At 64.1% G+C, this 21,562-nt stretch carries 26 protein-coding genes; 13 read left to right on the plus strand and 13 right to left on the minus strand.

Annotation, left to right across the window (positions count from 1 at the left end; all coding sequences use genetic code 11):
- Positions 1-6: 6 nt before the first annotated feature.
- Both nirK and JG747_RS14680 read right to left on the minus strand, forming a co-directional pair.
- Positions 7-1,110, minus strand: a complete 1,104-nt coding sequence (nirK, locus tag JG747_RS14675) for a copper-containing nitrite reductase (RefSeq protein WP_038648438.1) — start codon at positions 1,108-1,110, stop codon at positions 7-9.
- Positions 1,111-1,401: 291 nt separating this feature from the next.
- Positions 1,402-1,842: a pseudoazurin gene (locus JG747_RS14680; RefSeq protein WP_038648435.1), complete on the minus strand. Its 441-nt coding sequence runs from the start codon at positions 1,840-1,842 to the stop codon at positions 1,402-1,404.
- Positions 1,843-1,995: 153 nt separating this feature from the next.
- Between JG747_RS14680 and JG747_RS14685 the strand changes: the two genes are divergently transcribed.
- Positions 1,996-2,691: a Crp/Fnr family transcriptional regulator gene (locus JG747_RS14685; protein WP_038648432.1), complete on the plus strand. Its 696-nt coding sequence runs from the start codon at positions 1,996-1,998 to the stop codon at positions 2,689-2,691.
- On the opposite strand, the gene JG747_RS14690 is transcribed toward JG747_RS14685, so the two are convergent.
- The 4 genes from JG747_RS14690 to JG747_RS14705 form a co-directional block, all read right to left on the minus strand.
- On the minus strand, positions 2,642-2,893 hold the full coding sequence (locus JG747_RS14690; protein ID WP_202362059.1) for a DUF1858 domain-containing protein: 252 nt from the start codon (positions 2,891-2,893) through the stop codon (positions 2,642-2,644). The genes JG747_RS14685 and JG747_RS14690 overlap by 50 nt on opposite strands.
- A gap of 170 nt (positions 2,894-3,063) precedes the next feature.
- Entirely contained in the window at positions 3,064-4,125 is a 1,062-nt protein-coding gene (locus JG747_RS14695) for a YeiH family protein (protein ID WP_202362060.1), read from the minus strand.
- Between the two features lie 240 nt (positions 4,126-4,365).
- Positions 4,366-4,743 (minus strand): ester cyclase, encoded by a 378-nt coding sequence (locus JG747_RS14700; RefSeq protein WP_202362061.1) that lies wholly within the window; start codon positions 4,741-4,743, stop codon positions 4,366-4,368.
- A gap of 74 nt (positions 4,744-4,817) precedes the next feature.
- On the minus strand, positions 4,818-5,711 hold the full coding sequence (locus JG747_RS14705; protein ID WP_202362062.1) for a LysR family transcriptional regulator: 894 nt from the start codon (positions 5,709-5,711) through the stop codon (positions 4,818-4,820).
- A gap of 152 nt (positions 5,712-5,863) precedes the next feature.
- Here JG747_RS14705 and JG747_RS14710 point away from each other — a divergent pair, with 152 nt between their 5' ends.
- From JG747_RS14710 to JG747_RS14765, 12 genes are all read left to right on the plus strand, one after another.
- Positions 5,864-6,259, plus strand: coding sequence for a (R)-mandelonitrile lyase (locus JG747_RS14710; protein ID WP_202362063.1), 396 nt, complete (start codon positions 5,864-5,866; stop codon positions 6,257-6,259).
- A 52-nt stretch (positions 6,260-6,311) separates the two neighbouring features.
- On the plus strand, positions 6,312-6,650 hold the full coding sequence (locus tag JG747_RS14715) for a carboxymuconolactone decarboxylase family protein (RefSeq protein ID WP_019859642.1): 339 nt from the start codon (positions 6,312-6,314) through the stop codon (positions 6,648-6,650).
- Between the two features lie 4 nt (positions 6,651-6,654).
- Positions 6,655-7,029, plus strand: coding sequence for a DUF2255 family protein (locus JG747_RS14720; protein WP_019859640.1), 375 nt, complete (start codon positions 6,655-6,657; stop codon positions 7,027-7,029).
- A gap of 1 nt (position 7,030) precedes the next feature.
- The gene (locus JG747_RS14725) at positions 7,031-8,020 is read left to right on the plus strand and encodes an aldo/keto reductase (RefSeq protein ID WP_202362064.1); all 990 of its coding nucleotides are present in this window, start codon (positions 7,031-7,033) and stop codon (positions 8,018-8,020) included.
- Between the two features lie 17 nt (positions 8,021-8,037).
- A complete protein-coding gene (locus JG747_RS14730) occupies positions 8,038-8,778 on the plus strand; it encodes an SDR family oxidoreductase (RefSeq protein ID WP_202362065.1) in 741 nt (246 codons plus the stop codon).
- A 482-nt stretch (positions 8,779-9,260) separates the two neighbouring features.
- Positions 9,261-9,728 (plus strand): GNAT family N-acetyltransferase, encoded by a 468-nt coding sequence (locus JG747_RS14735; protein ID WP_202362066.1) that lies wholly within the window; start codon positions 9,261-9,263, stop codon positions 9,726-9,728.
- A 28-nt stretch (positions 9,729-9,756) separates the two neighbouring features.
- Positions 9,757-10,140: an ACT domain-containing protein gene (locus tag JG747_RS14740; RefSeq protein WP_202362067.1), complete on the plus strand. Its 384-nt coding sequence runs from the start codon at positions 9,757-9,759 to the stop codon at positions 10,138-10,140.
- A gap of 174 nt (positions 10,141-10,314) precedes the next feature.
- Positions 10,315-11,748 (plus strand): aldehyde dehydrogenase family protein, encoded by a 1,434-nt coding sequence (locus JG747_RS14745; RefSeq protein ID WP_202362068.1) that lies wholly within the window; start codon positions 10,315-10,317, stop codon positions 11,746-11,748.
- A 961-nt stretch (positions 11,749-12,709) separates the two neighbouring features.
- Complete coding sequence (locus tag JG747_RS14750; RefSeq protein ID WP_064985898.1) at positions 12,710-13,138, plus strand: MbcA/ParS/Xre antitoxin family protein; 429 nt, start codon at positions 12,710-12,712, stop codon at positions 13,136-13,138.
- Positions 13,132-13,830 carry an RES family NAD+ phosphorylase gene (locus tag JG747_RS14755; protein ID WP_202362069.1) on the plus strand — a complete coding sequence of 233 codons (699 nt, stop codon included), beginning with the start codon at positions 13,132-13,134 and terminating at the stop codon, positions 13,828-13,830. Before JG747_RS14750 ends, JG747_RS14755 begins: the two co-directional genes overlap by 7 nt.
- Positions 13,831-14,000: 170 nt before the next feature.
- A complete protein-coding gene (locus JG747_RS14760) occupies positions 14,001-14,291 on the plus strand; it encodes an ArsR/SmtB family transcription factor (protein ID WP_032931173.1) in 291 nt (96 codons plus the stop codon).
- 41 nt (positions 14,292-14,332) lie between these two features.
- The gene (locus tag JG747_RS14765) at positions 14,333-15,448 is read left to right on the plus strand and encodes an alkene reductase (RefSeq protein ID WP_027047115.1); all 1,116 of its coding nucleotides are present in this window, start codon (positions 14,333-14,335) and stop codon (positions 15,446-15,448) included.
- Between the two features lie 157 nt (positions 15,449-15,605).
- Here JG747_RS14765 and JG747_RS14770 read toward each other — a convergent pair whose 3' ends face one another.
- The 7 genes from JG747_RS14770 to JG747_RS14800 form a co-directional block, all read right to left on the minus strand.
- Positions 15,606-16,379 (minus strand): amino acid ABC transporter ATP-binding protein, encoded by a 774-nt coding sequence (locus JG747_RS14770; RefSeq protein ID WP_274609710.1) that lies wholly within the window; start codon positions 16,377-16,379, stop codon positions 15,606-15,608.
- A 26-nt stretch (positions 16,380-16,405) separates the two neighbouring features.
- Positions 16,406-17,080, minus strand: a complete 675-nt coding sequence (locus JG747_RS14775) for an amino acid ABC transporter permease (RefSeq protein WP_019859628.1) — start codon at positions 17,078-17,080, stop codon at positions 16,406-16,408.
- A complete protein-coding gene (locus JG747_RS14780; protein WP_019859627.1) occupies positions 17,077-17,748 on the minus strand; it encodes an amino acid ABC transporter permease in 672 nt (223 codons plus the stop codon). The genes JG747_RS14775 and JG747_RS14780 overlap by 4 nt, the downstream gene beginning before the upstream one ends.
- A 115-nt stretch (positions 17,749-17,863) precedes the next feature.
- Complete coding sequence (locus JG747_RS14785) at positions 17,864-18,652, minus strand: ABC transporter substrate-binding protein (protein WP_202362070.1); 789 nt, start codon at positions 18,650-18,652, stop codon at positions 17,864-17,866.
- Between the two features lie 99 nt (positions 18,653-18,751).
- Positions 18,752-19,912, minus strand: a complete 1,161-nt coding sequence (locus tag JG747_RS14790) for a saccharopine dehydrogenase family protein (protein WP_202362071.1) — start codon at positions 19,910-19,912, stop codon at positions 18,752-18,754.
- Entirely contained in the window at positions 19,909-20,409 is a 501-nt protein-coding gene (locus tag JG747_RS14795) for an Lrp/AsnC family transcriptional regulator (protein WP_010910740.1), read from the minus strand. The genes JG747_RS14790 and JG747_RS14795 overlap by 4 nt, the downstream gene beginning before the upstream one ends.
- Positions 20,410-20,665: 256 nt before the next feature.
- A complete protein-coding gene (locus JG747_RS14800) occupies positions 20,666-21,562 on the minus strand; it encodes an AraC family transcriptional regulator (RefSeq protein WP_202362072.1) in 897 nt (298 codons plus the stop codon).

Below are 21,562 nucleotides of genomic sequence, written 5' to 3' on the forward strand. Positions count from 1 at the left end.
CGGCAGCTAGGACGCAATCGCCCTTGGGGCTTCAACCTGCATCATCAGGTCGTCGTCCCAGCTTCCGTCGACCGTGAAATGCGCGGTCGCGCCGAGTTCCACCGCCTCGATCAGATTGTGGTTGACGTAGGCGTAGACGCCCGGCTGCAGGAATGTGTAAAGGGCAGCGCCGGCCGAACCCCCGCGAATGAACCAGGTTTCGAGGTCCTTTGCCGGCGGGTTCGCGAACTTGCCCTGTTCCCATACATGGTCGCCATGTCCACCAATCAGGTGCGGACGTGTGTCGCGATTGGCCTGCGAATGGACGATCAGGACAGTCTCGCCGACCTTGGCCTTCATGGCGTTCTCGCCGGTCAGCGATCCTGCCTTGCCGTTGAACACGACGTGGGTGGGGATCAAGCCACGCATGACCTTCACCGTGTCGTCGTAATTGTCGCCGGCCGAGTCATACTTCTTGAATTTACCCTGCTCGTCGCGGGGAATGTAGAAGTCGCTTTCGCCGATATAATAGATGTGGTCATAGCGGACCGGCTTGCCCTTGTCGTCCTTGAGCCCGTCGCGCGGCAGGATCATGATCGCTCCGTTCATGCCCGAAACGACATGCCAGGGGATCATCGGACCGCCGGGCGCGCAGTGGTAGACGAAGGTCCCCGAGCGCGTCGCCTTGAAGCGAAGCGTCGTCTGCTCGCCGGGATTGACCAGGGTCAGCGCACCGCCGCCAAGCCCTCCGGTGGCGGCATGGAAGTCGATGTTGTGGGCAAGCGTATTGGTGTCGGGGTTGATCAGCGTGAGTTCGACATAGTCACCCTCATGCACGACCATCAGAGGTCCCGGGATCGAGCCATTGTAGGTCATGGCGTTGAGCTGGGTGCCGTCGGCGTCGATCACCATCGGCTTCTCTTCTATGGTCATCGTGAATTCGACGACCTTGGGACCGCTTTTGGCCACCTGGTCGTGGGCATGGACGAAAGGCGGCGCGACCAATGTCACCTTCTCCCGCGGCAAGCCAGCGACTTCCTTGGCGCTGGCCATAGCCGGCATCGAGCCGACCGTCGCGACGGCCGCAGCCGCAAGAACAGACCCTAACAGGGCTTCGCGTCTCGTAAGCATTTCCCGCTCCTTTTTTTGAACCGTTCGATACTTGGAGAATAAGCCTTTCCACGAGGACTTCTTTGCGCTGGCGCAAACTTGAGATTCATTTGTCTTGATCTGGTTCTGCCGGGGGAGCGATGCCTGTTCGGGAGACCGGCAACTGCCGGTGAATGGAAATGCCCGCACGGCGCCGGGCGCCAAAACGTCGTGTGGGAGTGACGGCGCCGAAGCCGCCACTCCCACAGGACTTTGCAATTCCGATGTCGAGCGCGGACAAAACCTGTCTGTCCGCCCGGCATTCGGCCTCGATCAGTTCGCCTTCGTCACCTGGGCAAACAGCGTGGGGAACACGGTCTTGGCCTTGCCGACCTGCTTGACCGCCTGCGCCGCGTCGAGGTTCACGGGCTTGCCGACCACGATCAGAGCCACCATGCCCATCCCGTAATGCGGGCTGCACTTGACGCCGTAGACGCCTTCCTGCGTCATGGTGACAGTGGTCGTTTCACCCATCTTGCTTTTGATTTCCTGGGCGCCGTCGGGGGCCATTCCCTTGATGGTTTCGACATTGTGGGTCTTGTCGCCAGGCACGAACTTGATCGTGTCGCCGGGAGCCGCCTTGATGAAATCAGGCTGGAAGACCATGGACCCCTTGTCTCCCTTGGTCAGCAGCTGCACGACGTGCTCTTCGGCGTTTGCGACGCCGGCAAGCGCAAGCAGGGCGGCGGCCGCGGCGATCAGGTGGAATTTCATGGGTAAGTCCTTTCTTGGGTGCATCACGGCTCAAACCGTTGCAGCCTTCTAGCCGACCGCACGGACAGGCGATTTGCGCTGGCGCAAACTGGCGCACGAAATATAGACTGGGTGCCGGCGTCATCTGGAGCCGTGGGCAGCGAGGGTTTGGGGTTGCCGCTTGACCGGTCGATCATCGCGAGGCTTTCGCTGTTCGAGGGCCTGGGGCCCGCGGAGCTGGACAGCATTCTGCGGGATGCCCGGTCCGTGCGCTTTGCCAAGGAAACTGCAATTTTCGAGCAGGAGGCCGAGGCGCGTTCGTTCTACGTGCTCTTGGCGGGACATATTCGCGTCGTGCGGACCACGCCCGACGGGCGCCAGGTGATCGCCCGCTACATCAGTGAAGGCGAGATATTCGGCGTTGCCGCCGCACTCGGCCGGCTGACCTATCCGGCAACCGCGATCGCCGCGGTCGACTGCGTGGTTCTGGTCTGGCCGAATGCCGTGTGGCCGGATCTGTCATCCCGGTTTCCCGTTCTTGCCGCGGGAACGTTCAAGACGGTCGGCGCGAGGCTGCAGGACACGCAGGCGCGCGTCATGGAACTGGCCACCGAGCAGGTCGAGCAACGCGTTGCCAGCGCGCTGCTGCGGCTGGTGAAGCAGACGGGGCGCAAGACCGATGCCGGCATCGAGATCGACTTCCCGATCTCTCGCCAGGACATCGCCGAGATGACGGGGACGACCTTGCATACGGTGAGCCGGCTGCTGAGCGCCTGGGAGGAACGCGGGATCATCGTCAGCGGCCGCCAGCGTGTCACCATCACCGACGCGCATCGCCTGGTGATGCTGGCGGAGCATCGGGACGGCTGACCGGCCCGCCGGCGATGGCGCGTTCAAGGCCTTTCAGGAAATCGGCTTCGTCAATTCGATGATCCCGGCAGGCCTCGGCGATCGAATGGAACGGGGCGATGTGGCAGCCCACGCAGTGCATGCCGTGCCGGATCAGCACGGCGATGCTTGCCGGCCATCGTCTCATGACGTCGTCCATGGACATGTTCGGATCGATCCGCATGGGCGTCTCCTTCGTGGTTCTCCCCACTTCGACCGTAGCAGAGGCGTTTGGCCGGTCGTTGTGCTGGCGCAAGGAAGGAGCGTGTCGGAAAATGGAATGAGATGCGGCCAGGCAAACAGCCGACGTCTCTGCGAACGCCGGTATGCGAACCTCGTGGAAAGCTTGCCGAGCTAAGCGAACTTCACCAGCATCAGGCTGAATCCGCCGATGAACAGGAAGGCGCAGAAGGCGAGCGCCAGCGGACGCAGGCCGCGCGAGCGCAGCTGCGAAATGTCGGCCTGCAGGCCCATGGCGGCAAGCCCCATGGTCAGCATGATGGTGGTGGCGAGCGCCATCGCTGATTTTACTTCCGCCGGTATGGTGACCAGGCTGTTCAACGCCACGACGGCGATGAAGGCAGCAACGAACCAGGGCATGGGCGGCCGTGCCGCCGATTGGTCGCGGCTGCCGCGCCGCGCCATCAGGCCGAGCGCGATGACCATCGGCGCCAGCATGGCGACGCGGGTCAGCTTGGCGACCGTGGCGATCTCGCCGGACTGGGTGCCGTTCTGGAAGCCGGCGCCGATGACCTGCGCCACCTCGTGGATTGAGGCGCCGGCCCATAGGCCGAAAGCGTGCTGGTCGAGGCCGAGCAGTGGCGCCAGCAGCGGGAAGCCGAGCATGGCGACGGTGCCGAACAGCGTGATCGAGGCAACGGCGTAGGTGACGTCCTCGTCGCGCGCATCGGTGACGATGTTGGTGGCGACGATGGCGGAGGCGCCGCAGATCGAGGTGCCGGCGGCAATCAACTGCGCCAGCTTGCGGTCGACGCCGATCAGCCGGCCGAGCGTGACGGTGAAGAGGAAGGTGGCGCCAAGCGTCGCCGCCACGATGCCGACGCCGCCGGCGCCGATCGAGACGACCTGGCCGAGCGTCAGCTGGAAGCCGAGCAGCACGATAGCGAAGCGCAGCAGGCGCTTTTGCGAGAAGGCGATGCCGGCCTTGGCGTGCACCGGCGTGCCGAGCACGTTGGAATAGACCATGCCGGCGACGACGGTCAGGATCATCGGGCTGAACAAGGCGAAGCCGGAGACATTGTGCGCCGAGAAGGCCACGGCCGTGATCATCGCCACCAGCACAATGCCGGGGATAATGCCCTTCCACACCGAATCGAGCCGCTTGCGGCTTGCGGCCAGGTCTGCCGATATCAGGCTCTTCGGAATATCGTTCGCGATGTGGGTGGCGGAAGACAATGCAATGCTCCAGGCAGGTATACCGGAGGAATGCCATTCCTGAAACGATCTTTCCAACGAATTGTTATGGTCAGAATGATCGATTTTTACGAACGATCAGCAATCATTGACAAGCGTTGGCGCTGCCCCTCATCCACCTGCCTGCCGTTCGTCTCTCGAAAGCCAAGCAATTGGCTTTTTGTCCGCTGTGCGGATCAGTCCTCAGCTCCCCGTACAACGGGGAGAAGGGAACTGGCCGCGTCAGAGCTGCGCCTCGATGGCCGCCTTGTCGATGACCGACCAGACGTTCCTGATCCGGTCGTTCAGAAATTCATAGAACACATTCTCGCTGAACGAGACCTTTTTGCCGTTGATGGGCAGGCCGAAGAAGGTTCCCTTCGGCGTGCAGTTGAACTGCAGGCGGCTTGCGATGAAGGGCGGGTCGGAGACCAGCAGCTGGACGTCGAAATAGAGATCCGGGATTTCGCGAAAATCCCGCTCCAGCATGGCGCGGTAACCTGACAGCCCGACACGGTCGCCATTGTAATGCACCTCGTCGTGGACGAAGCGATGCAGCCTTTGCCAATCCTGGTTGTTGAGGCAGTCGATATAGCCTCGGTAGAGGTCAGTCTCGGTCACGGCGACGGTTCCGGGTTTTCTTCAATCGCGTTCCGGCAGGAAGATAGAACGGCTGCGAGCGCAGTCCAGTCGTTCTAGCCGCGGTAGCGCAGCGCATCCACCAGCAGCGAGAAGGCCGGCGTCGCCTGGCGACGGCTGGGGTAATAGAGGTGGTAGCCGGGGAAGGGTGGGCACCAGTCTGCCAGCACCCGCACCAGCCGGCCGTCGGCCAGATGCGCGCGCAGCTGGTCCTCGGGCAGATAGGCAAGGCCGAGGCCGGCCAGCACCGCGTTCATGCGTAGCCTCGCCGTGTTGAAGATCAGCTGGCCCTCGACGCGCACTTTCAGTTCGCGCCCGGCCTTTTCGAATTCCCAGGCATAGAGCCCGCCATAGGTCGGCAGGCGCAGGTTGATGCAGTTGTGGGTGGTGAGCTCCTGCGGCGTGCGCGGCTTCGGCTGTCGGGCGAGATAGGCGGGCGATCCGACCACGGCCATGCGCATGTCCGGGCCGATGCGCACCGCGATCATGTCGTGCGCCACCTGTTCGCCAAGCCGCACGCCGGCGTCATAGCGCTCGGCGACGATGTCGGTCAGGCCGTAGTCGACGATGATCTCGACCTTGATGTCGGGATAGTCGGGCAAAAGCCCTGCGATCGCCGGCCACAGCACCGCCTCGGCGGCGTGCTCGCCGGCGGTGATGCGGATGGTGCCGGCGGGCTTTTCACGCAGGGCGCTCAGCGCGGCGAGCTCGGCCTCGATCTCGTCGAGCCTTGGCCCGACGGAGCGCACCAGTCGCTCGCCGGCCTCGGTGGGCGCCACGCTGCGCGTGGTGCGGGTCAGCAGCCGCACGCCCAGCCGCTCCTCCAACGCGCGCACCGTGTGGCTGAGCGCCGATTGCGAGACGCCGAGCTGTGCCGCCGCCCGGGTGAAGCTTTTTTCCCGCGCGACGGCGAGGAAGGCGGTCAGCTCGTTCAGATTGTCTCGCGGCATTGATGAGTCCTCCTCATAAGTACATGCCGGATATAGCATCTAATCCAGATCAATCGCAGGCGCTAAATAGAGGCCATTACAATCGGGCTGTCGGAATCGGCGGCCTTGAAGGCCTGGGGCAGCGTGCTGTCCGGCGTCTAGAAGGAGAAACCATGGACATCAAGCGAAGCGGCTCGCAGCCTTCCGCGAAAGGTCCAGCCGACTACTTCACCGGCACGGTGCGCATCGACGCACCATTCAAGGGCAGCGAGCCGACCCGCGTCGGCGGCGCCACCGTGACTTTCGAACCCGGCGCGCGCACCGCCTGGCACACGCATCCGCTTGGCCAGACGCTGATCGTCCTGTCGGGCGCCGGCCTGGTCCAGCGTGAGGGCGGCCCGGTCGAGCCTATCCGCCCCGGCGACATCGTCTGGTTCGTGCCCGGCGAGAAGCACTGGCATGGCGCGGCACCGACCACGGCGATGACCCACATTGCCATCGCCGAGGCCCTCGACGGCAAGGTCGTCGACTGGATGGAGCATGTCACCGACGAACAATACGCGGTTTGAGCAAGCATCAGCGCTTTGCGCTCGGACCGATACCGCAACGAAGGAAACCAAAATGATCGATAAACCAGTGCCGCACAGGAATCCGTTCTCCGATATCGCGCCCGCGCTCGGCAAATACACCGACGATGTGTTGTTCGGAGATGTCTGGAAACGGCCCGGCCTTTCGCCGCGCGACCGCAGCCTCGTCACCGTCAGCAGCCTGATCTCGAACTACCGGGTCAACGAGATGCCTTTCCACATGAAGCGGGCGCTCGACAATGGCGTCACCCGCGACGAACTCATCGAAACCATCACACATCTCGCCTTTTACGCCGGATGGCCGGTTGCAAGCACGGCGATCGGCGTTGCCCGCAAGGCTTTCGAGCAGGCGGATGCCGAGAAAAAGGAATAGGAAAATGCCTTGGTCGAAGGACGAACTCGAGAGGATCGCGGCAACCGACGATCTGCATATTTCGCCTTTGCGCGATGACGGCGTGACCCTGGGCACGCCGACCTGGATCTGGTCGGTCGTTGCCGACGGCACGCTTTATGTGCGCGGCTACAACGGTCAGCAGTCGCGCTGGTATCGGGCCGCGATCAGGCAGAAGGCCGGACGCATCACTGCCGCCGGCCTGACCAGGGACGTTGCCTTCGAAGCAGTCGAGGGAACCGTCAACGCCCGCATCGACGACGCCTACCGGGCGAAATACGCAGCCAGCCCTTATCTCGCACCGATGATCGCGGCGCGCGCCCGCGCCGCCACAGTGCGGATCACACCGAAGGAGAATTGAAATGCAAAAGCGCACACTTGGAAAGAACGGTCTCGAAGTCTCGGCCATCGGCCTCGGCTGCATGGGCATGAGCCATTCCTACGGGCAGCCGATGGAGACGCCGGATGCCGTTCGCCTGATCCGCTCCGCGTTCGAGCGCGGCATCACCTTCTTCGACACAGCGGAGGTCTATGGGCCGTTCAAGAATGAAGAGGTCGTCGGCGAGGCGCTGCGGCCGATCCGCGACCAGGTGGTGATCGCCACCAAATTCGGCATCGACATCGCCGGCACGGCCGGACATGAGGGCATGGACAGCCGGCCGCAGCATATTCGCGACGTCGTCGAGGCCTCGCTCAAGCGGCTGAGGACCGACCGCATCGATCTTCTCTACCAGCACCGCGTCGATCCGGTCGTGCCGATCGAAGAGGTGGCGGGGACGGTGAAGGACTTGATCGGCCAAGGCAAGGTCAAGCATTTCGGCCTCTCCGAAGCGGGCGTGCGCACCATCCGCCGCGCCCATGCGGTGCAGCCGGTCGCCGCGCTGCAAAGCGAATATTCGCTGTGGTGGCGCGAACCCGAGGAGGCGATCCTGCCAGTGCTCGAAGAACTGGGCATCGGCTTCGTGCCCTTCAGCCCGCTGGGCAAGGGTTTCCTCACCGGCGCCATCAATGCCGATACGCGGTTCGACAGCAGCGACTTCCGCAACACCGTGCCGCGCTTCGCGGAGGAGGCGCGCAAAGCCAACCAGGCGCTGGTCGACGCGATCGTCGCGATTGCTGCGCAGAAGAAGGTGACCCCGGCGCAGGTCGCGCTCGCCTGGCTGCTGGCGCAAAAACCCTGGATCGTCCCGATCCCCGGCACGACGAAGCTCAATCGCCTCGAGGAGAACATCGGATCGGCGGCCGTCGCGCTGACGGCCGAGGATCTTGCCGACATCGAAAACGCGGTCTCGGCGATTGCCGTGCAAGGCGAGCGCTATTCGCCGCAACAGGCGGCCAGGATCGATCGCTGAGGCGGAAGGAAAATCCCATGACAGACAACATCAAGAACAAGGTCGTCGTCATCACCGGCGCCAGCAGCGGGCTGGGTGAAGCCGCCGCGCGGCTGCTGGCCAAGGAGGGCGCGAAGCTGGTGCTGGGCGCGCGCCGCCTCGACCGGCTCGAGGCGCTGGCCGCCGAGCTTTCGCTGGGCAAGGATGCCATCATGCAGACCGACGTCACCGATGTCGGCCAGGTCCGGCGGCTCGTCGACCATGCGGTGAAGACGCATGGCCGCGTCGCCGTGATTATCAACAATGCCGGACTGATGCCGCATTCGCCGCTGGAGCGCGGCAAGGTCGAGGATTGGGACCGGATGATCGACGTCAACATCAAGGGCGTGCTCTATGGCATCGCCGCGGCGCTACCGCACATGAAGACGCAGAAGAGCGGCCACATCATCAACGTATCGTCGGTCGCCGGCCACAAGGTCGGGCCGGGCGGCGCGGTCTATGCCGCCACCAAGCACGCGGTGCGCATCATCTCGGAAGGGCTGCGGCAGGAAGTGAAACCCTACAACATCCGCACCACCATCATCTCGCCCGGCGCCGTGGCGACGGAACTGCCCGACACCGTCACCGAGCCCGATGTCGCCCAGGGCGTGCGCGCGCTCTACGACCGGGTGGCCATCCCCGCCGATTCCTTCGCCAGGACGGTGGTGTTCGCCATGAGCCAGCCCGACGAGGTCGACATCAACGAGATCCTGTTCAGGCCGACGGCGCAGGAGTATTAGGCGCGCGACGGGGACGTCTGACGTTCGTTCGCATCACGCCTTTGGCGATTGGCTGAAGCACCAACACTTCGTCATCCACGGGCGGAGCAAGGAGCGCAGCGACGCGGCGCAGACCCGAGGATCCATGCCGGGACCCCAACGCGCCACTACGGTTCGGAATCCTGCTCCGCTGCGCCTGTCAGCAAGGTCGCGGCATGGACCTCGGGTCTCCGCGACGCCGCTGCCGCCCCTCGCTCCGCCGGTGGATGACGAAGTCGCGGGCTTGGGCCAATCCCGAAATCTTGACGCGCCGCGCCTCATGCTCCAGCTTGGCGTCATGTTCGCCCTCGCGCCCACAAATACACAGCGACGCCGCCACTGCACAGTGCGGAGCGGCGAGCTGATTGCGCGACGACAAAGGCCGGCAGGATAGATCCGGTTCGTTCGTTTCCAGCCCCGCCCGCGACGCCGCCGGCGGGGGTTTTCATGTCTGGAGCATTGTCATGACCATCAATTCTTCCATCCGGTTTCGGCCGGCCGAACCCGCTGACGCCGCCGCGATCAGGGACATCGTGCGATCAGCCTATGGCAAATGGGTGCCGGTGATCGGCCGCGAGCCGCTGCCGATGGGCGCCGACTACGGGAAGGCCGTTGCCGAGCATCCGTTCGAGCTCGCCGTCGCCGACGGCCGCATCGTCGGCATGATCGAAACCATGCTGGCCGGTGATCATTTGTGGATCGAGAATGTCTGCGTCGCGCCGCAGGCGCAGGGCAGGGGGATCGGCCGGCTGCTGCTGGAGCGGGCCGAGCGGAAGGCGCTCGAAGCAGGCCGCCTTGAGCTGCGCCTGCTGACCAATGGCGCCTTCGAGGCCAATGTGTTGTTGTACAAAAGGCATGGCTATACGATCGACCGGGAGGAGCCGTTCATGGGCGGCATGACGGTCTATATGAGCAAGAAATTGATGCGATAGCCGGCAAATCGGAGGCATGGACAAGACGATGGCTGCCAGGGTCAAATTGAGGCAACTTCCCGGCTCGTACGCGATTTCGCGGCTCGGGGCGGGTGACGGCATTCCCGGCTGGGCGGACGGGCCGGGCTTCGTCAGCATCACCAGGACCGACGACGAGCTTTCGATCACCTGCCTGCAGGATCGTGTTCCAGGCACGGTCAAGCACGATGGCGACTGGGTCGCCTTCAAACTGCAGGGACCCTTTGCTTTCGACGAAACCGGCATCGTGCTGTCGGTCATCCAGCCATTGTCGGAAAACAAGCTGGGCATCTTCCTGGTGTCCACCTTCGACGGCGATCACCTGCTGGTGAAAGCGGCGGACCAGGAAGCGGCGCGCCAGCATCTGGTCGAGGCAGGACACACGCTGCTGTAATCCATCCCATGCCGTCGAAAACGGCTGGGTTCTCTGGCCCAACGCCTCTGGCTCAATCACTGGCGCGCTGGCTCAACCACTTCGGGGGTTGCCTTTGACGGTGCGGTTCGCGCATCGTTATTTCTAGCTGGATATCACGGTCGGAACGGCCCTGCGGCACCCCAAGGAGAAACCATGTCACACAATCTGCAGTTCTATATCGACGGCGCGTGGGTCGATCCTGTCGTACCGAACACGCTCGATGTCATTGATCCCTCGAATGAGGATGCCTTCGCGCAGATTTCGCTCGGCTCCAAGGCCGATGTCGACAAGGCGGTGGCTGCCGCCAAGCGCGCCTTCAATTCGTTCGGCTTCACCTCGGTCGAAGAACGCCTCGATATCCTGAACCGCGTCATCGCGGTCTACAAGAAGCGCAGCAAGGAACTGGCGCTCGCCGTGTCGCGCGAAATGGGCGCGCCGCGCCAGATGGCGCTCGACAGCCAGGTTGGCGTCGGCCTGGCGCATCTGGAGAAGATGGCGGAGACGCTGAAGACATTCCAGTTCCGCCACGCCAAAGGTTCCTCGCTGATCGTCAAGGAGCCGATCGGCGTCGTCGGCCTGATCACGCCGTGGAACTGGCCGCTGAACCAGATCACCTGCAAGGTCGGCCCGGCACTTGCCGCCGGCTGCACCATGGTGCTGAAGCCGTCTGAGATCGCGCCGCTCGATGCCATCATCTTCGCCGAGATCATCGACGAGGCCGGCGTGCCGAAGGGCGTGTTCAACCTCGTCAATGGCGACGGCCCCGGCGTCGGCCAGGCGCTGTCCAGCCACCCCGACGTCGACATGATGTCGTTCACCGGCTCGACCCGGGCCGGCATATTGGTGGCCAAGGCCGCCGCCGACACGGTCAAGCGCGTGCACCAGGAACTGGGCGGCAAGTCGGCCAACATCCTGTTCCCGGATGTCGACCTGGCCCGCGCCGTCACCAAGGGCGTCGCCGGCTGCTTCGGCAATAGCGGCCAGTCCTGCAATGCGCCCACCCGCATGTTCGTGCCGCGCGACCGCCATGACGAGGCCGCCGGTTATGCCAAGGCGGCGGCAGAAAAGTTCGTGGTCGGCCCGGCCGACGGCGCCAACACCAAGCTTGGCCCCGTCGTCAGCCAGGTCCAGTTCGACAAGATCCAGGACCTGATCCAGGCCGGCATCGACGAGGGTGCGACGCTGGTCGCCGGCGGCCCTGGCCGCCCCGCCGAACTCAACCGCGGCTACTATGTCAGGCCGACGGTGTTCGCCGACGTCACCCACGACATGCGCATCGCGCGCGAGGAAATCTTCGGGCCGGTGCTGGCGATCCTGCCCTACGACACGGTCGAACAGGCCGTCGAGCAGGCCAACGACACCGTCTACGGCCTTGCCTCCTACATCCAGGCCAAGGACATCCAGAAGGCGCGCGACGTGGCCGCACGCATGCGCTCCGGCAATGTCTACATCAACTATCCGGCCTGGGACGCCGGCCTGCCCTTCGGCGGCTACAAGCAGTCGGGCAACGGCCGCGAATATGCCGAATACGGGCTCGAGGATTTTCTGGAGATCAAGGGCATCGCGGGGTATGAGGCGGCGGAGTAGGGACGACGGCATTGATCAGCGGACCGGCCGTTGGTAGGCCGGTCGCCGGAATGATTTTTGGGAAAGACCAAGCCGGCAGGCTCTTACAGATGGGCTACCAGTGTTACTGCGCTATGTGAAGCCGTGCCTGTGGATTTGGCCCGCGCGATCTAGCTTGCTGGGCGGAACATGCTCGAACTGTCTGAGATCGATTAGCGCACCTTTTACTTCGAGATCGCAGCGCTCTGGCACCCATCGCCATTGTTGACCCAAGCGAGGGTGTGGATTGTCGCGCCAACGCTTCACCTCTAGGCCGCCCACGTTGTTGCGTTCAAACTCGGCTGGCCAAATCTTTGCCGATGGCATTGTCAACGACGTCAACAACTCTGGCTCAGACATCTCAACCGCGCCGCACCGCGGCATGGGCGCGCGGGATGCTGCTTCGAGAAGTTTAGGCAAAAGCACTTTGATCAAATGCTGCGTCGCTGCGTCTCCAATTTCCGGACCTTGCCAATAGCAGGCGCGAAGTCCACTGCGGCCACTGAAAAACAGATCGCATAGTTCAGGCGGGTCCAGCCTAAGAGTGAAGACGGCTCGGCGCGCCTCCTTCTCCTGAGCTGTCTTCCCTGAGTAGTACGGTTCTAGCCCGGGATCCAAAACGGTCGAACCACGGGCTATCCGATCAGCGACCTCTTCAAATGGGACTTGCTGTGAGAGAAACGTCTTCCGGCGCTCTGGCAAACCGAGATAGTACCATTCACTTTCAGGAATGAGGCCTGGGGGCATCGTATCGCACCGAGAAGGGCTTTATCGGGAATACTTCGGGTTGCTCCTATATAGAACAATGCCCAGCCGTAGCCATGCCTGCATCTGACACATGTGTCTCTGGAGGATGACGACGTTTTCGAAATTGAACGCGCATCCTCATCCTTGCCAATTGGCAAATGCATGCTATATCTCTGCCAACAGCAGGGTGAGCAACATGCAGCTTCAGTCCATCGTCACCACGCCGGCCGCGGTCGGGTCAGCCATTTCGGATGAAGAGGCGGGCGCGCTGGCGCGCACCACGGTCAATCTGTTCAAGGCGTGGAACCTGACAGACCTCGAGGCCTGCATCCTGCTCGGCGGCATGTCGGCGCGCACCTGGGCACGTTGGAAGACTGGGGCACGTTGGAAGGAAGGCGGCATCGGCCGGATCGACCGTGACCTGCGCACCCGCATGGCGCATCTGATGGGCATCCACAAGGGCCTGCGCTATCTCTTCACCGAGCCGGCGCGCGGCTATGCCTGGATCCGCAAGCCCAATGCCACGTTCGGCGGCCAGTCGGCGCTCGACCTGATGCTGCGCGGCGAAATCTCCGACCTTGCCGCCATGCGCGAATGGCTCGATGCGGAGCGCGGTGCATGGTGAGTGGGCTCGCGGTCCGGCGCCGCGTCCACTGGCCCCAGACGTTTCGCATCATCCGCTCCATCCATCCGCCGATCGACCTGTTCGAGGACATTGCCGATCCGCGCGACTGGGAGGCGCTGGCCGCCGTCGAGGAGAAGACCAACCCGCGCATAAGGCTGGAGATCGGCGATCTCGGCAAGGTCACGGCGGCAAGGCGGGTGTCAGGCCCCGGCGCCAGCTTCGTCATGGCGCCCTTCGTGCATTGTTCGACGCTGCGGCCCGGCCGCTTCTCGGATGGCAGCTACGGCCTCTATTATGCCGGCGACAGCGAGGATGTGGCGCTCGCCGAAACCATCCACCACCACCAGAATTTCATGCGTGCCACCAATGAGGATCCCGGCTGGACGGCTGACTTTCGCGTGCTGATCGGCAGCGTCGACCGCGACCTCGATGACGTCAACGGCGTGCCCGGCGTGCTCGACCCGGACGATTACACCGCCTCGCAGGCGGCGGGGCGGGCGCTGCGGGCAGGGGGCAGCGACGGGCTTGTCTGGAACAGCGTGCGCATGCCGGACGGGCAATGCATCGGCATCTTCTGGCCCGACGTCATCCCCGTGCCGGTGCAAGGCCGGCACTACTCCTACCACTGGGACGGCAAGCGCGTGGATTTCGTGCGCCAGCACGATACGGGCAAGGTCCTGGCGGTGACATGAGGGGATAGCGGCGCATTCGCCCGCGGAGGCTGGCGCCCGGCGGCGCTATTTCGGTTTCATGCTGTGTCCGGAGACCAACGTGCTCCGATTGCCTTCGAAAATGGCATGGATTTCCTGCCATATCGGCTCTACCCGATCTATATATCGGTTGAGATCGATGCGAGGTGAAGATGGACCGCGACATCATATTGAAGGCACTGGCGCATCCGTTTCGGCGCGATGTCCTGGCGTGGCTGAAGGAGCCTGAACAGCACTTCGCTGCGCAGGCGCATCCGCTCGAGATGGGTGTCTGCGCCAGCCAGTTCGACCATCGCGGCCTGGCGCAGTCCAGCGTCTCGGCGCATCTGGCGACGCTGGCATCGGCCGACCTCGTGACCACGCGTCGGGTCGGCCAATGGGTGTTCTACAAGCGCAACGAAGAAACCATCGCCGCCTTTCAGGCCGCCTTGTCCGATCTCTGACGATCCTCCCCCGATCCCCGAATGCATGAAAGGCATTTCTCATGACTACCCTCTTTGATCCCTTGCGGGCCGGCGACCTGACGCTGGCGAACCGCATCGTCATGGCGCCGCTGACGCGCAATCGCTCGCCCAATGCGGTGCCCAGCGACCTCTCGGTGACCTATTACAGCCAGCGCGCCACGGCTGGCCTGATCGTGACTGAAGCCACCGCCATCAGCCATCAGGGCCAGGGCTACGCCAACGTGCCCGGCCTCTATGGCGCGGATCAGCTTGCCGGCTGGAAGCGTGTCACCGACGCCGTCCATAGGGGCGGCGGCAAGATCGTGGTGCAGCTCTGGCATGTCGGACGCATCTCGCACAACACATTGCAGCCCGGCGGAGGCAAGCCGGTGGCGCCGTCGGCGATCAGGGCAAACTCCAAGACGTTCCTGGTCAAGCCGGATGGCAGCGGCGAATTCGCCGAGACCTCCGAGCCGCGCGCGCTCGATGCGGCCGAACTCCCCGGCATCGTCGATGATTTCCGCCGCGCCGCCAAGGCGGCGATAGAGGTGGCGGGTTTCGACGGCGTCGAGATCCATGGCGCCAACGGATATCTCATCGACCAGTTCCTGCGTTCGGGCACCAACCATCGCGGCGATGCGTATGGCGGGTCGATCGAGAACCGGACGCGCTTCCTGTTCGAGGTGGTCGACGCGGTCACGGGCGCTGTCGGCGCCGGCAGGACCGGGATCAGGCTGTCGCCGGTGACGCCCGCCAACGACGCTTCGGACAGCGATCCGCAGCCGCTGTTCAACCATGTGGTGACGGGCCTCGGCAGCCGGGGCCTCGCCTATATCCACATCGTCGAAGGCGCGACCGGCGGCGCGCGCGACTTCAGCCAAGGCGACAGACCGTTCGACTATGCGGAGCTCAAAGCCACCTATCGCAAGGCCGGCGGCACCGGCGCCTGGCTGGTGAACAATGGCTACGACAAGGAACTGGCCGAAAAGGCCGTCGGAGACGGCTATGCCGACCTTGTCGCGTTCGGCAAGCTGTTCATCGCCAACCCCGACCTCGTCAGCCGGCTTAAGCGCAATGCCGACCTGAACGCCCCCGACAAGGCGACGTTCTATGGCGGCGATGCCAGGGGCTATACGGATTACCCGACGGCGGCCTGAGCCGCCCACCTCAGACGGTGTGCCCTTTCGCTTCCAGCGGAAGGGCAGCCGCTCGCCCGGTCCATGATCGGACTGAATATTTGACCCGAACGGCGTACAGATCCGTTGCACCGCAACGCTAACGGCCGCCGGACTGATCGACGGCCTTTCGCCGCCCTCAGTGCCTTAAAATCTTGCTCAGGAAGGCGCGGCTGCGGTCGGTCTTGGGGTGTGAGAAGAACTCGGCGGGCGTGCCGCTTTCGACGATGGCGCCGGCGTCCATGAACACAACGCGTTGGGCGACCTTGCGGGCAAAGCCCATCTCATGCGTCACCACCATCATGGTCATGCCTTCCTCGGCGACGGCGACCATGACGTCGAGCACTTCCGAGATCATTTCGGGGTCGAGGGCGGAGGTCGGTTCGTCGAACAGCATGATCTTGGGCCGCATGCCGAGACAGCGCGCGATCGCCACGCGCTGCTGCTGGCCGCCGGAGAGCTGCGCCGGATAGGCGTTGACCTTGTCGGCGAGGCCAACCTTGGCCAGCAGTTCGCGCCCGGCATGCTCGGCCTCGGCGCGCGGGATCTTGCGGACATGGATCGGAGCGAGCGTGACGTTTTCGAGCGCGGTCTTGTGCGGGTAGAGGTTGAAGGACTGGAAGACGAAGCCGATCTCGGTGCGAAGCTGCGTCATGTTGGTGGCGGGGTCGCCGACGCGCTGGCCGTCGACGACGAGGTCGCCATCCTTGATCGTCTCCAGGCCGTTGATGCAGCGGATCAGCGTGCTCTTGCCCGAGCCGCTCGGGCCGCAGACGACGACCACTTCGCGCGGCTCGACGCTGAGCGTGATATCCCTGAGCACGTTGAGCGCGCCGAACCATTTGTTGACGCCGCGAAAGTCGATCATGCCGGTCTTGGTCAGGCCCGGTTGGGTCATGCCCGCTTTGGTCATAGTGCTTGGCCCTTTGGGGTTCGATGTCACAGCTGCACCTCGCCATGCGCCGCGCCCATGCGGCGTTCGAGCCGGCGGGCCAGCATGATCAGCGGATAACAGACGATGAAATAGCCGACGCCGACCAGGAAGAAGACCAGCAGCCCATTGGGGACACGTTGCACCACCAGCCAGCCGACGCGGGTGAGGTCGGTCAGGCCGATGGCCGAGACGACGGAGGAATCCTTGATCAAGAGCACATATTGCCCGACCAGCGGCGGCAGCACGATGCGCATCGCCTGCGGCAGCACCACCTGGCGCATGCGCTGCCAGCGCGACAGGCCGGATGCCAGCGCTGCCTCGACCTGGCCCGTCGGCACCGAACGGATGCCGGCGGCGACGATCTCGCAAATGAAGCAGGCGGCGAGATTGGTCAGCGCGATGATGCCGGCGGTGAAGGCGTCGAGCTCGATGCCGAACTCCGGCAGGATGAAGAAGATCAGGAAGATCTGCACCAGGAACGGCGTGCCGCGGATGAGGTCGACCCAGGCGCCGATGACGCTGGAGATCAGCCGGTTGCCGCCGGTGCGCAGGATGCCGAGACCGAAGCCGAGCAAGGTGCCGAGCACCAGGCTGATCAGCGACAGCACCACCGTCATGCCGAGACCGCGCAGAGCCAGCGGATAGGAGCCGGCGAGGCTGAGGAATTGTTGCCAGATCATGCGCGCGCCCCCGCCGTGCCGAGCCAGCGGCCGGAGAGAACGGCCAGTGCCTTCAGGCCGTAGTAGAGCAGCAAATAGAAGGCGGCGATGGTGAGAAAGCCTTCCGCCGGCATGAAGCGGTCGGACGCCAGCAGTTGCCCGGCGCGCGTCAGCTCGGCAACCGAGATCAGCGACAGCAGCGCGGAATCCTTGACCAGCACGATCGCCTGGCCGAGCAGCGGCGGGATCGTCACCTTGAAGGCTTGCGGCAGGACGACCAGGCGCATGCGCTGCGTGTAGGTCATGCCCGAGGCGACGCTGGCCTCGACCTGGCCGCGCGGGATCGACAGGATGCCGGCGCGAATGATTTCAGAGATATAGGCGCCGCTGTTCAAGGACAAAGCGAGGATGCCGACGACGAGTTCCGGCAGCACGAAGCCGAGTCGCGGCAGGCCAAAATAGAGGAAATAGAGCTGCGCCAGCAAGGGCGTGGCGCGCACAGCGTCGATATAGGCCTTGGCCGGCGCGCGAAACAGCCAGCCGCGCTGCAAATTCATGGCGCACAGCACGATGCCGACGACGAGTGCGCCGACAAAGGACAGCGCCGACAGCCAGACGGTCGTGACCAGGCCCTGGCCGAACAAAGGCAGGTATTCGACGATGGTGCGGAAACTGAAATTTTCGAGCATGGCGCGCAGCGGTGTGAGTAGGCAGTAGGCAGTAGGCAGTAGGGGAGTGTGTCGGAATGGAATGGCTATTCACCACTCACTATTCCCTACTGCCTAATTCCTATTCGCTAATTCCTCAGTGGTCTTTCTTCCAGGCGTCGGAATTCACCCAGTAGTCGAGGTTCTTCTGCAGGCGGCCGTCGATGGTGACCTGATTGAGGAACAGGTTCATCCAGATAAGCAGGTCCGGCTCGTCATAGCGGGTGGCGAAGGCAAGCGGCTCCTTCGACAGCAGCTCCGGCATGATGGTGAAGGTGCCGGCCGGATAGGCGGTCGACTGGCCCTTGACCGCCGAGACGTCGTTGACGCCGCAATCGGCCTGGCCGTTGTTGACCGCGTCGAGCAGCAGCGGACCGCCGCCCTTGTAGCTCTTGATGTCGGCATCGGGGAAGGCGGCCTTGGCTTCCTTCTCACCGGTGGCGCCGAGCAGCACCGCGATCTTGGCGCCCTTGGCCTTGCAGTCCTCGGTGGTCTTGAACTTGCTGTCGGCCTTGGTGAAGACGGTGCTGCCCGTGTACATGTAAGGCGTGGTGAAGGCGACCTTCATGCCGCGCGCCAGCGTCGGCGTCATGTCGGCGACCAGAAGATCGGCCTTGCCCGACAAGAGCGCCGGGATCAGGCCGTCCCAGTCGAAGTCGAGGAAGGTGATCTTCACACCCATTTCCTTGGCCATCAGCTCGGCGAGTTCGACCGAACTGCCGGTGCGTTCGCCATTGGCGCCGACAAGCGAGAAGGGCGGACCTTGCGTCTGTACGGCGACGCGCAATTCGCCGCGCTTGGTGATCTCGTCCAGCGTTCCGGCGCTGGCGGCAGCGGTCAAGCCCGCGAGCGCAAGTCCGGCAATGAAAAGTCTGGCAATCTTCATTCTGGCATTCCTCCCAGTTGTTGTTTGCCCGCGGATTCCCTTGGGCGCTTTTTTGAGCGGCGGCGCCGTTTGCCGGCGGCGGCCACCGTTCGAAAATCCTCAGTCCCAGGCCACCGTCTCGGCAATTTTGATGCCGCGTTTGGCCAGTTCGTCGAAGAAGGGTTCGTCGGGAACGTCGAGCAGCGGGTTCAAAAGGCCCGGCGTGGTGATCTCGCGCCGCGCCAGCATCTGCGCCACGATGCTGGCGGGATAGCCGACGCCGAGGCTCATGCCGAACAGGCCCGAGGTCAGGTCGCGCTCGATAATCAGGTCCGATGTCACGGTCTTGGCGCGGCCGCCTTCGAGGCCGGAAAAGACATTGCGCATCACGCAAAGGTCCTTCTCGCCGGGGCCGTATTGCAGTTGCGGGCCGAGCAGCCGGCCGAGGAATTCGCGCGGGCTGCTGGAGGTGCCGGGCACCTTGTCCTCGGAGAGAAAACCAAGCTCCTTCAACGGCGCCCAGAAGGCCGACCATCCCGGCCAGCGCAACGTGTAGCGGCCGGAGCGGCGCAGCCCGTTTGCGGAGGGAAGCATCTCGACATAATGCAGCGCGTCACCATTGGGGAAGGCTTCCAGCCGGCCGAGGCCGGGGACTTCGATCTCATGGATGAAAGGGCTGTCATGCTGGCGCGCGGCGGGTACTTCGACGCGCTTGCCGTCCTCGATCATGACGCTGTCGCGGTTCTGGCTGACCAGGACCATGTCGAAGTTCCAGCTCACCTTGTAGCAAAGCGGCTTGGCCATCGCCTTCGGCTCGGGGATGCCGCCGCAATAGGAATCGATTGATGTGATCGCATCGAACTGTTTTGCGGCGCGGGCGTAGAGCACGAGGTCGATGCCGGGGTCGAGCCCGCATTCGGTCATGATCGAAACACCGGCGCGTTCGGCTTCCGGCGCCAGATCGGCGATGGCCTTGCCGTAATTGGTGGTGACCAGCGGCGTGCGGGTCGCGATGGCGGCTTGCACCGCCTCGCGCATCAGCGGCTGCGGCAGCAAATCTATGACGGCGTCGGCGTCAGCCAGCACATCGGCCAGCGCCGGCCCGATCGCGCCGTTGGGCATGACGAAGCGCACGCGGGAAAGGTCGGTCAGATCAGCCAGCCGGGCCGCGCCGTCCGGCGTGGTATCGACGCAGATCACCTCCTCGACGCCACTGGCGACAAGATCGGCGATGGCCGCCCGGCCTTGCAGGCCGAGGCCGCCGAGAACCGCGATCCTCATGCCGGCTCCTTGCGGTCGTCCGACCAGCAGCCTTCCGGCAGGCTGACCCATTTGTTGCAGGACGCCATGACGACGAAGGTCTCGCTGCGCACGACCTCGCCCGGCTCGCCGGCGCCGGGGATCAGTTCGCTGGTGACGCGGTAGAGATCGGCGACGTCACCGGCCACCGTCACGTCGACGATGATGTCGAAGCGCCCGGTGACCACCGAAGCCGAGTTGACGAAGGGCAGTTCGGAAATGCGCTGCGCCAGTTCACGGGCCCGGCCGCGCCCCTGGGCATTGATGCCGACAATGGCCGAGATCAACTCGGGCCGTTCGGTCAGGTTCAGCAGGCCCACGATCTTGAGCAGGTTGCGGTCGAGCAAATTGCGCAGCCGCGAGCGCACAGTGGGCACCGAAATCGCCAAGATCTCGGCGAGCCGGTTGATGCCCGGCTGCGCGTCCTGCGACAGCTGTTTCACCAGCCGCCGATCGGTCAGATCGAGATGTTCCCGCAAAAGCCAGTCTTTCACAAATGAGAGAAGTAGATGCTATTTTCTTTCTTATGTGAAAAGACAGTATGGGAAATTTTTAATAACAGCAAGGCTCGTATCGCCTCTGGGCTGTGACCCTCTCTTCTTCCATGCAGGCAGGTGGGATCAAGCGCCTGGTGGTAGATCGGTCGAAGCCGACGCAGGGGCCGCTCGAGGGCGCGGCGCATGGGCTGGCAAGGCGTGGTCTTCGCCTTGCTGTTGCATCTTCGAATTCAAGGGGTCAGGCGAGCTCGGTGGGCTCCGGCGTGGCGCGCAGGCGGCCGACATCGCGCACCGGCGGTGCGCCGAAGAGGCGGGCATATTCGCGGGAGAACTGGGAAGCGCTTTCATAGCCGACGGAGAAGGCGACGCCGGCCGCATCGCCCGACGTGGCGAGCAGGCGGCGGCGCGCTTCGTTGAGGCGGATGCGCTTCTGGTACTGGATCGGCGTCATCGCCGTGACCGCCTTGAAGTGGCGGTGGAACACCGAGGCGCTCATGCCGCCCATGCGGGCAAGATCCTCGACGCGGAACGGCTCCGCATAGTGGTCGCGGATCCAGGCCAGCGCGCGGCGAATCTGCGACAGGCGGCTATCGGCCCCGGCAATCTGGCGCAGCATGGCGCCTTGCGGCCCCTGCAGCAGCCGAAACAGGATTTCGCGTTCGAGCAAGGGTGCCAGCACTGGGATTTCGGCCGGATGATCGATGAGCTCCATCATGCGCAGCCACGCATCGACCAGCGCCTCGTCGGCCCGGCTGACGGCAAAGCCATGGCCGATCGGCGCCTCGGCAACGGGCGGCATGTCGAGCAGCAGCGGAGCGATCAGCGTGGTGTCGAGGGCCAGGCTGACCGAGAGGTAGGGATGCTGCGGGCTGGCCTGCAAAACCTTGCCGACGGCCGGCACTTCGACCGCGGCAATGAAGTAGCGGCCGGCGTCGTAATGCAGCAGCTGATCGCCGATCATGACGGATTTGGCGCCCTGCAGGACCAGGCAAAGCCTTGGGTCGTAGAGCCCCAGCAACGGCCCGGTCGTCGCCTCGCCCTTCATGATGGCCACGCGGGGAATCCCGGTTTCGGTCAGCCGGCCGCGCGCATGCCGCATCACCAGCGCTTTGAGGTCGTCGAGCGATTTCATCAC

It is taken from the genome of Mesorhizobium sp. 131-3-5 (assembly GCF_016756575.1).
GTDB lineage: Bacteria > Pseudomonadota > Alphaproteobacteria > Rhizobiales > Rhizobiaceae > Mesorhizobium > Mesorhizobium jarvisii.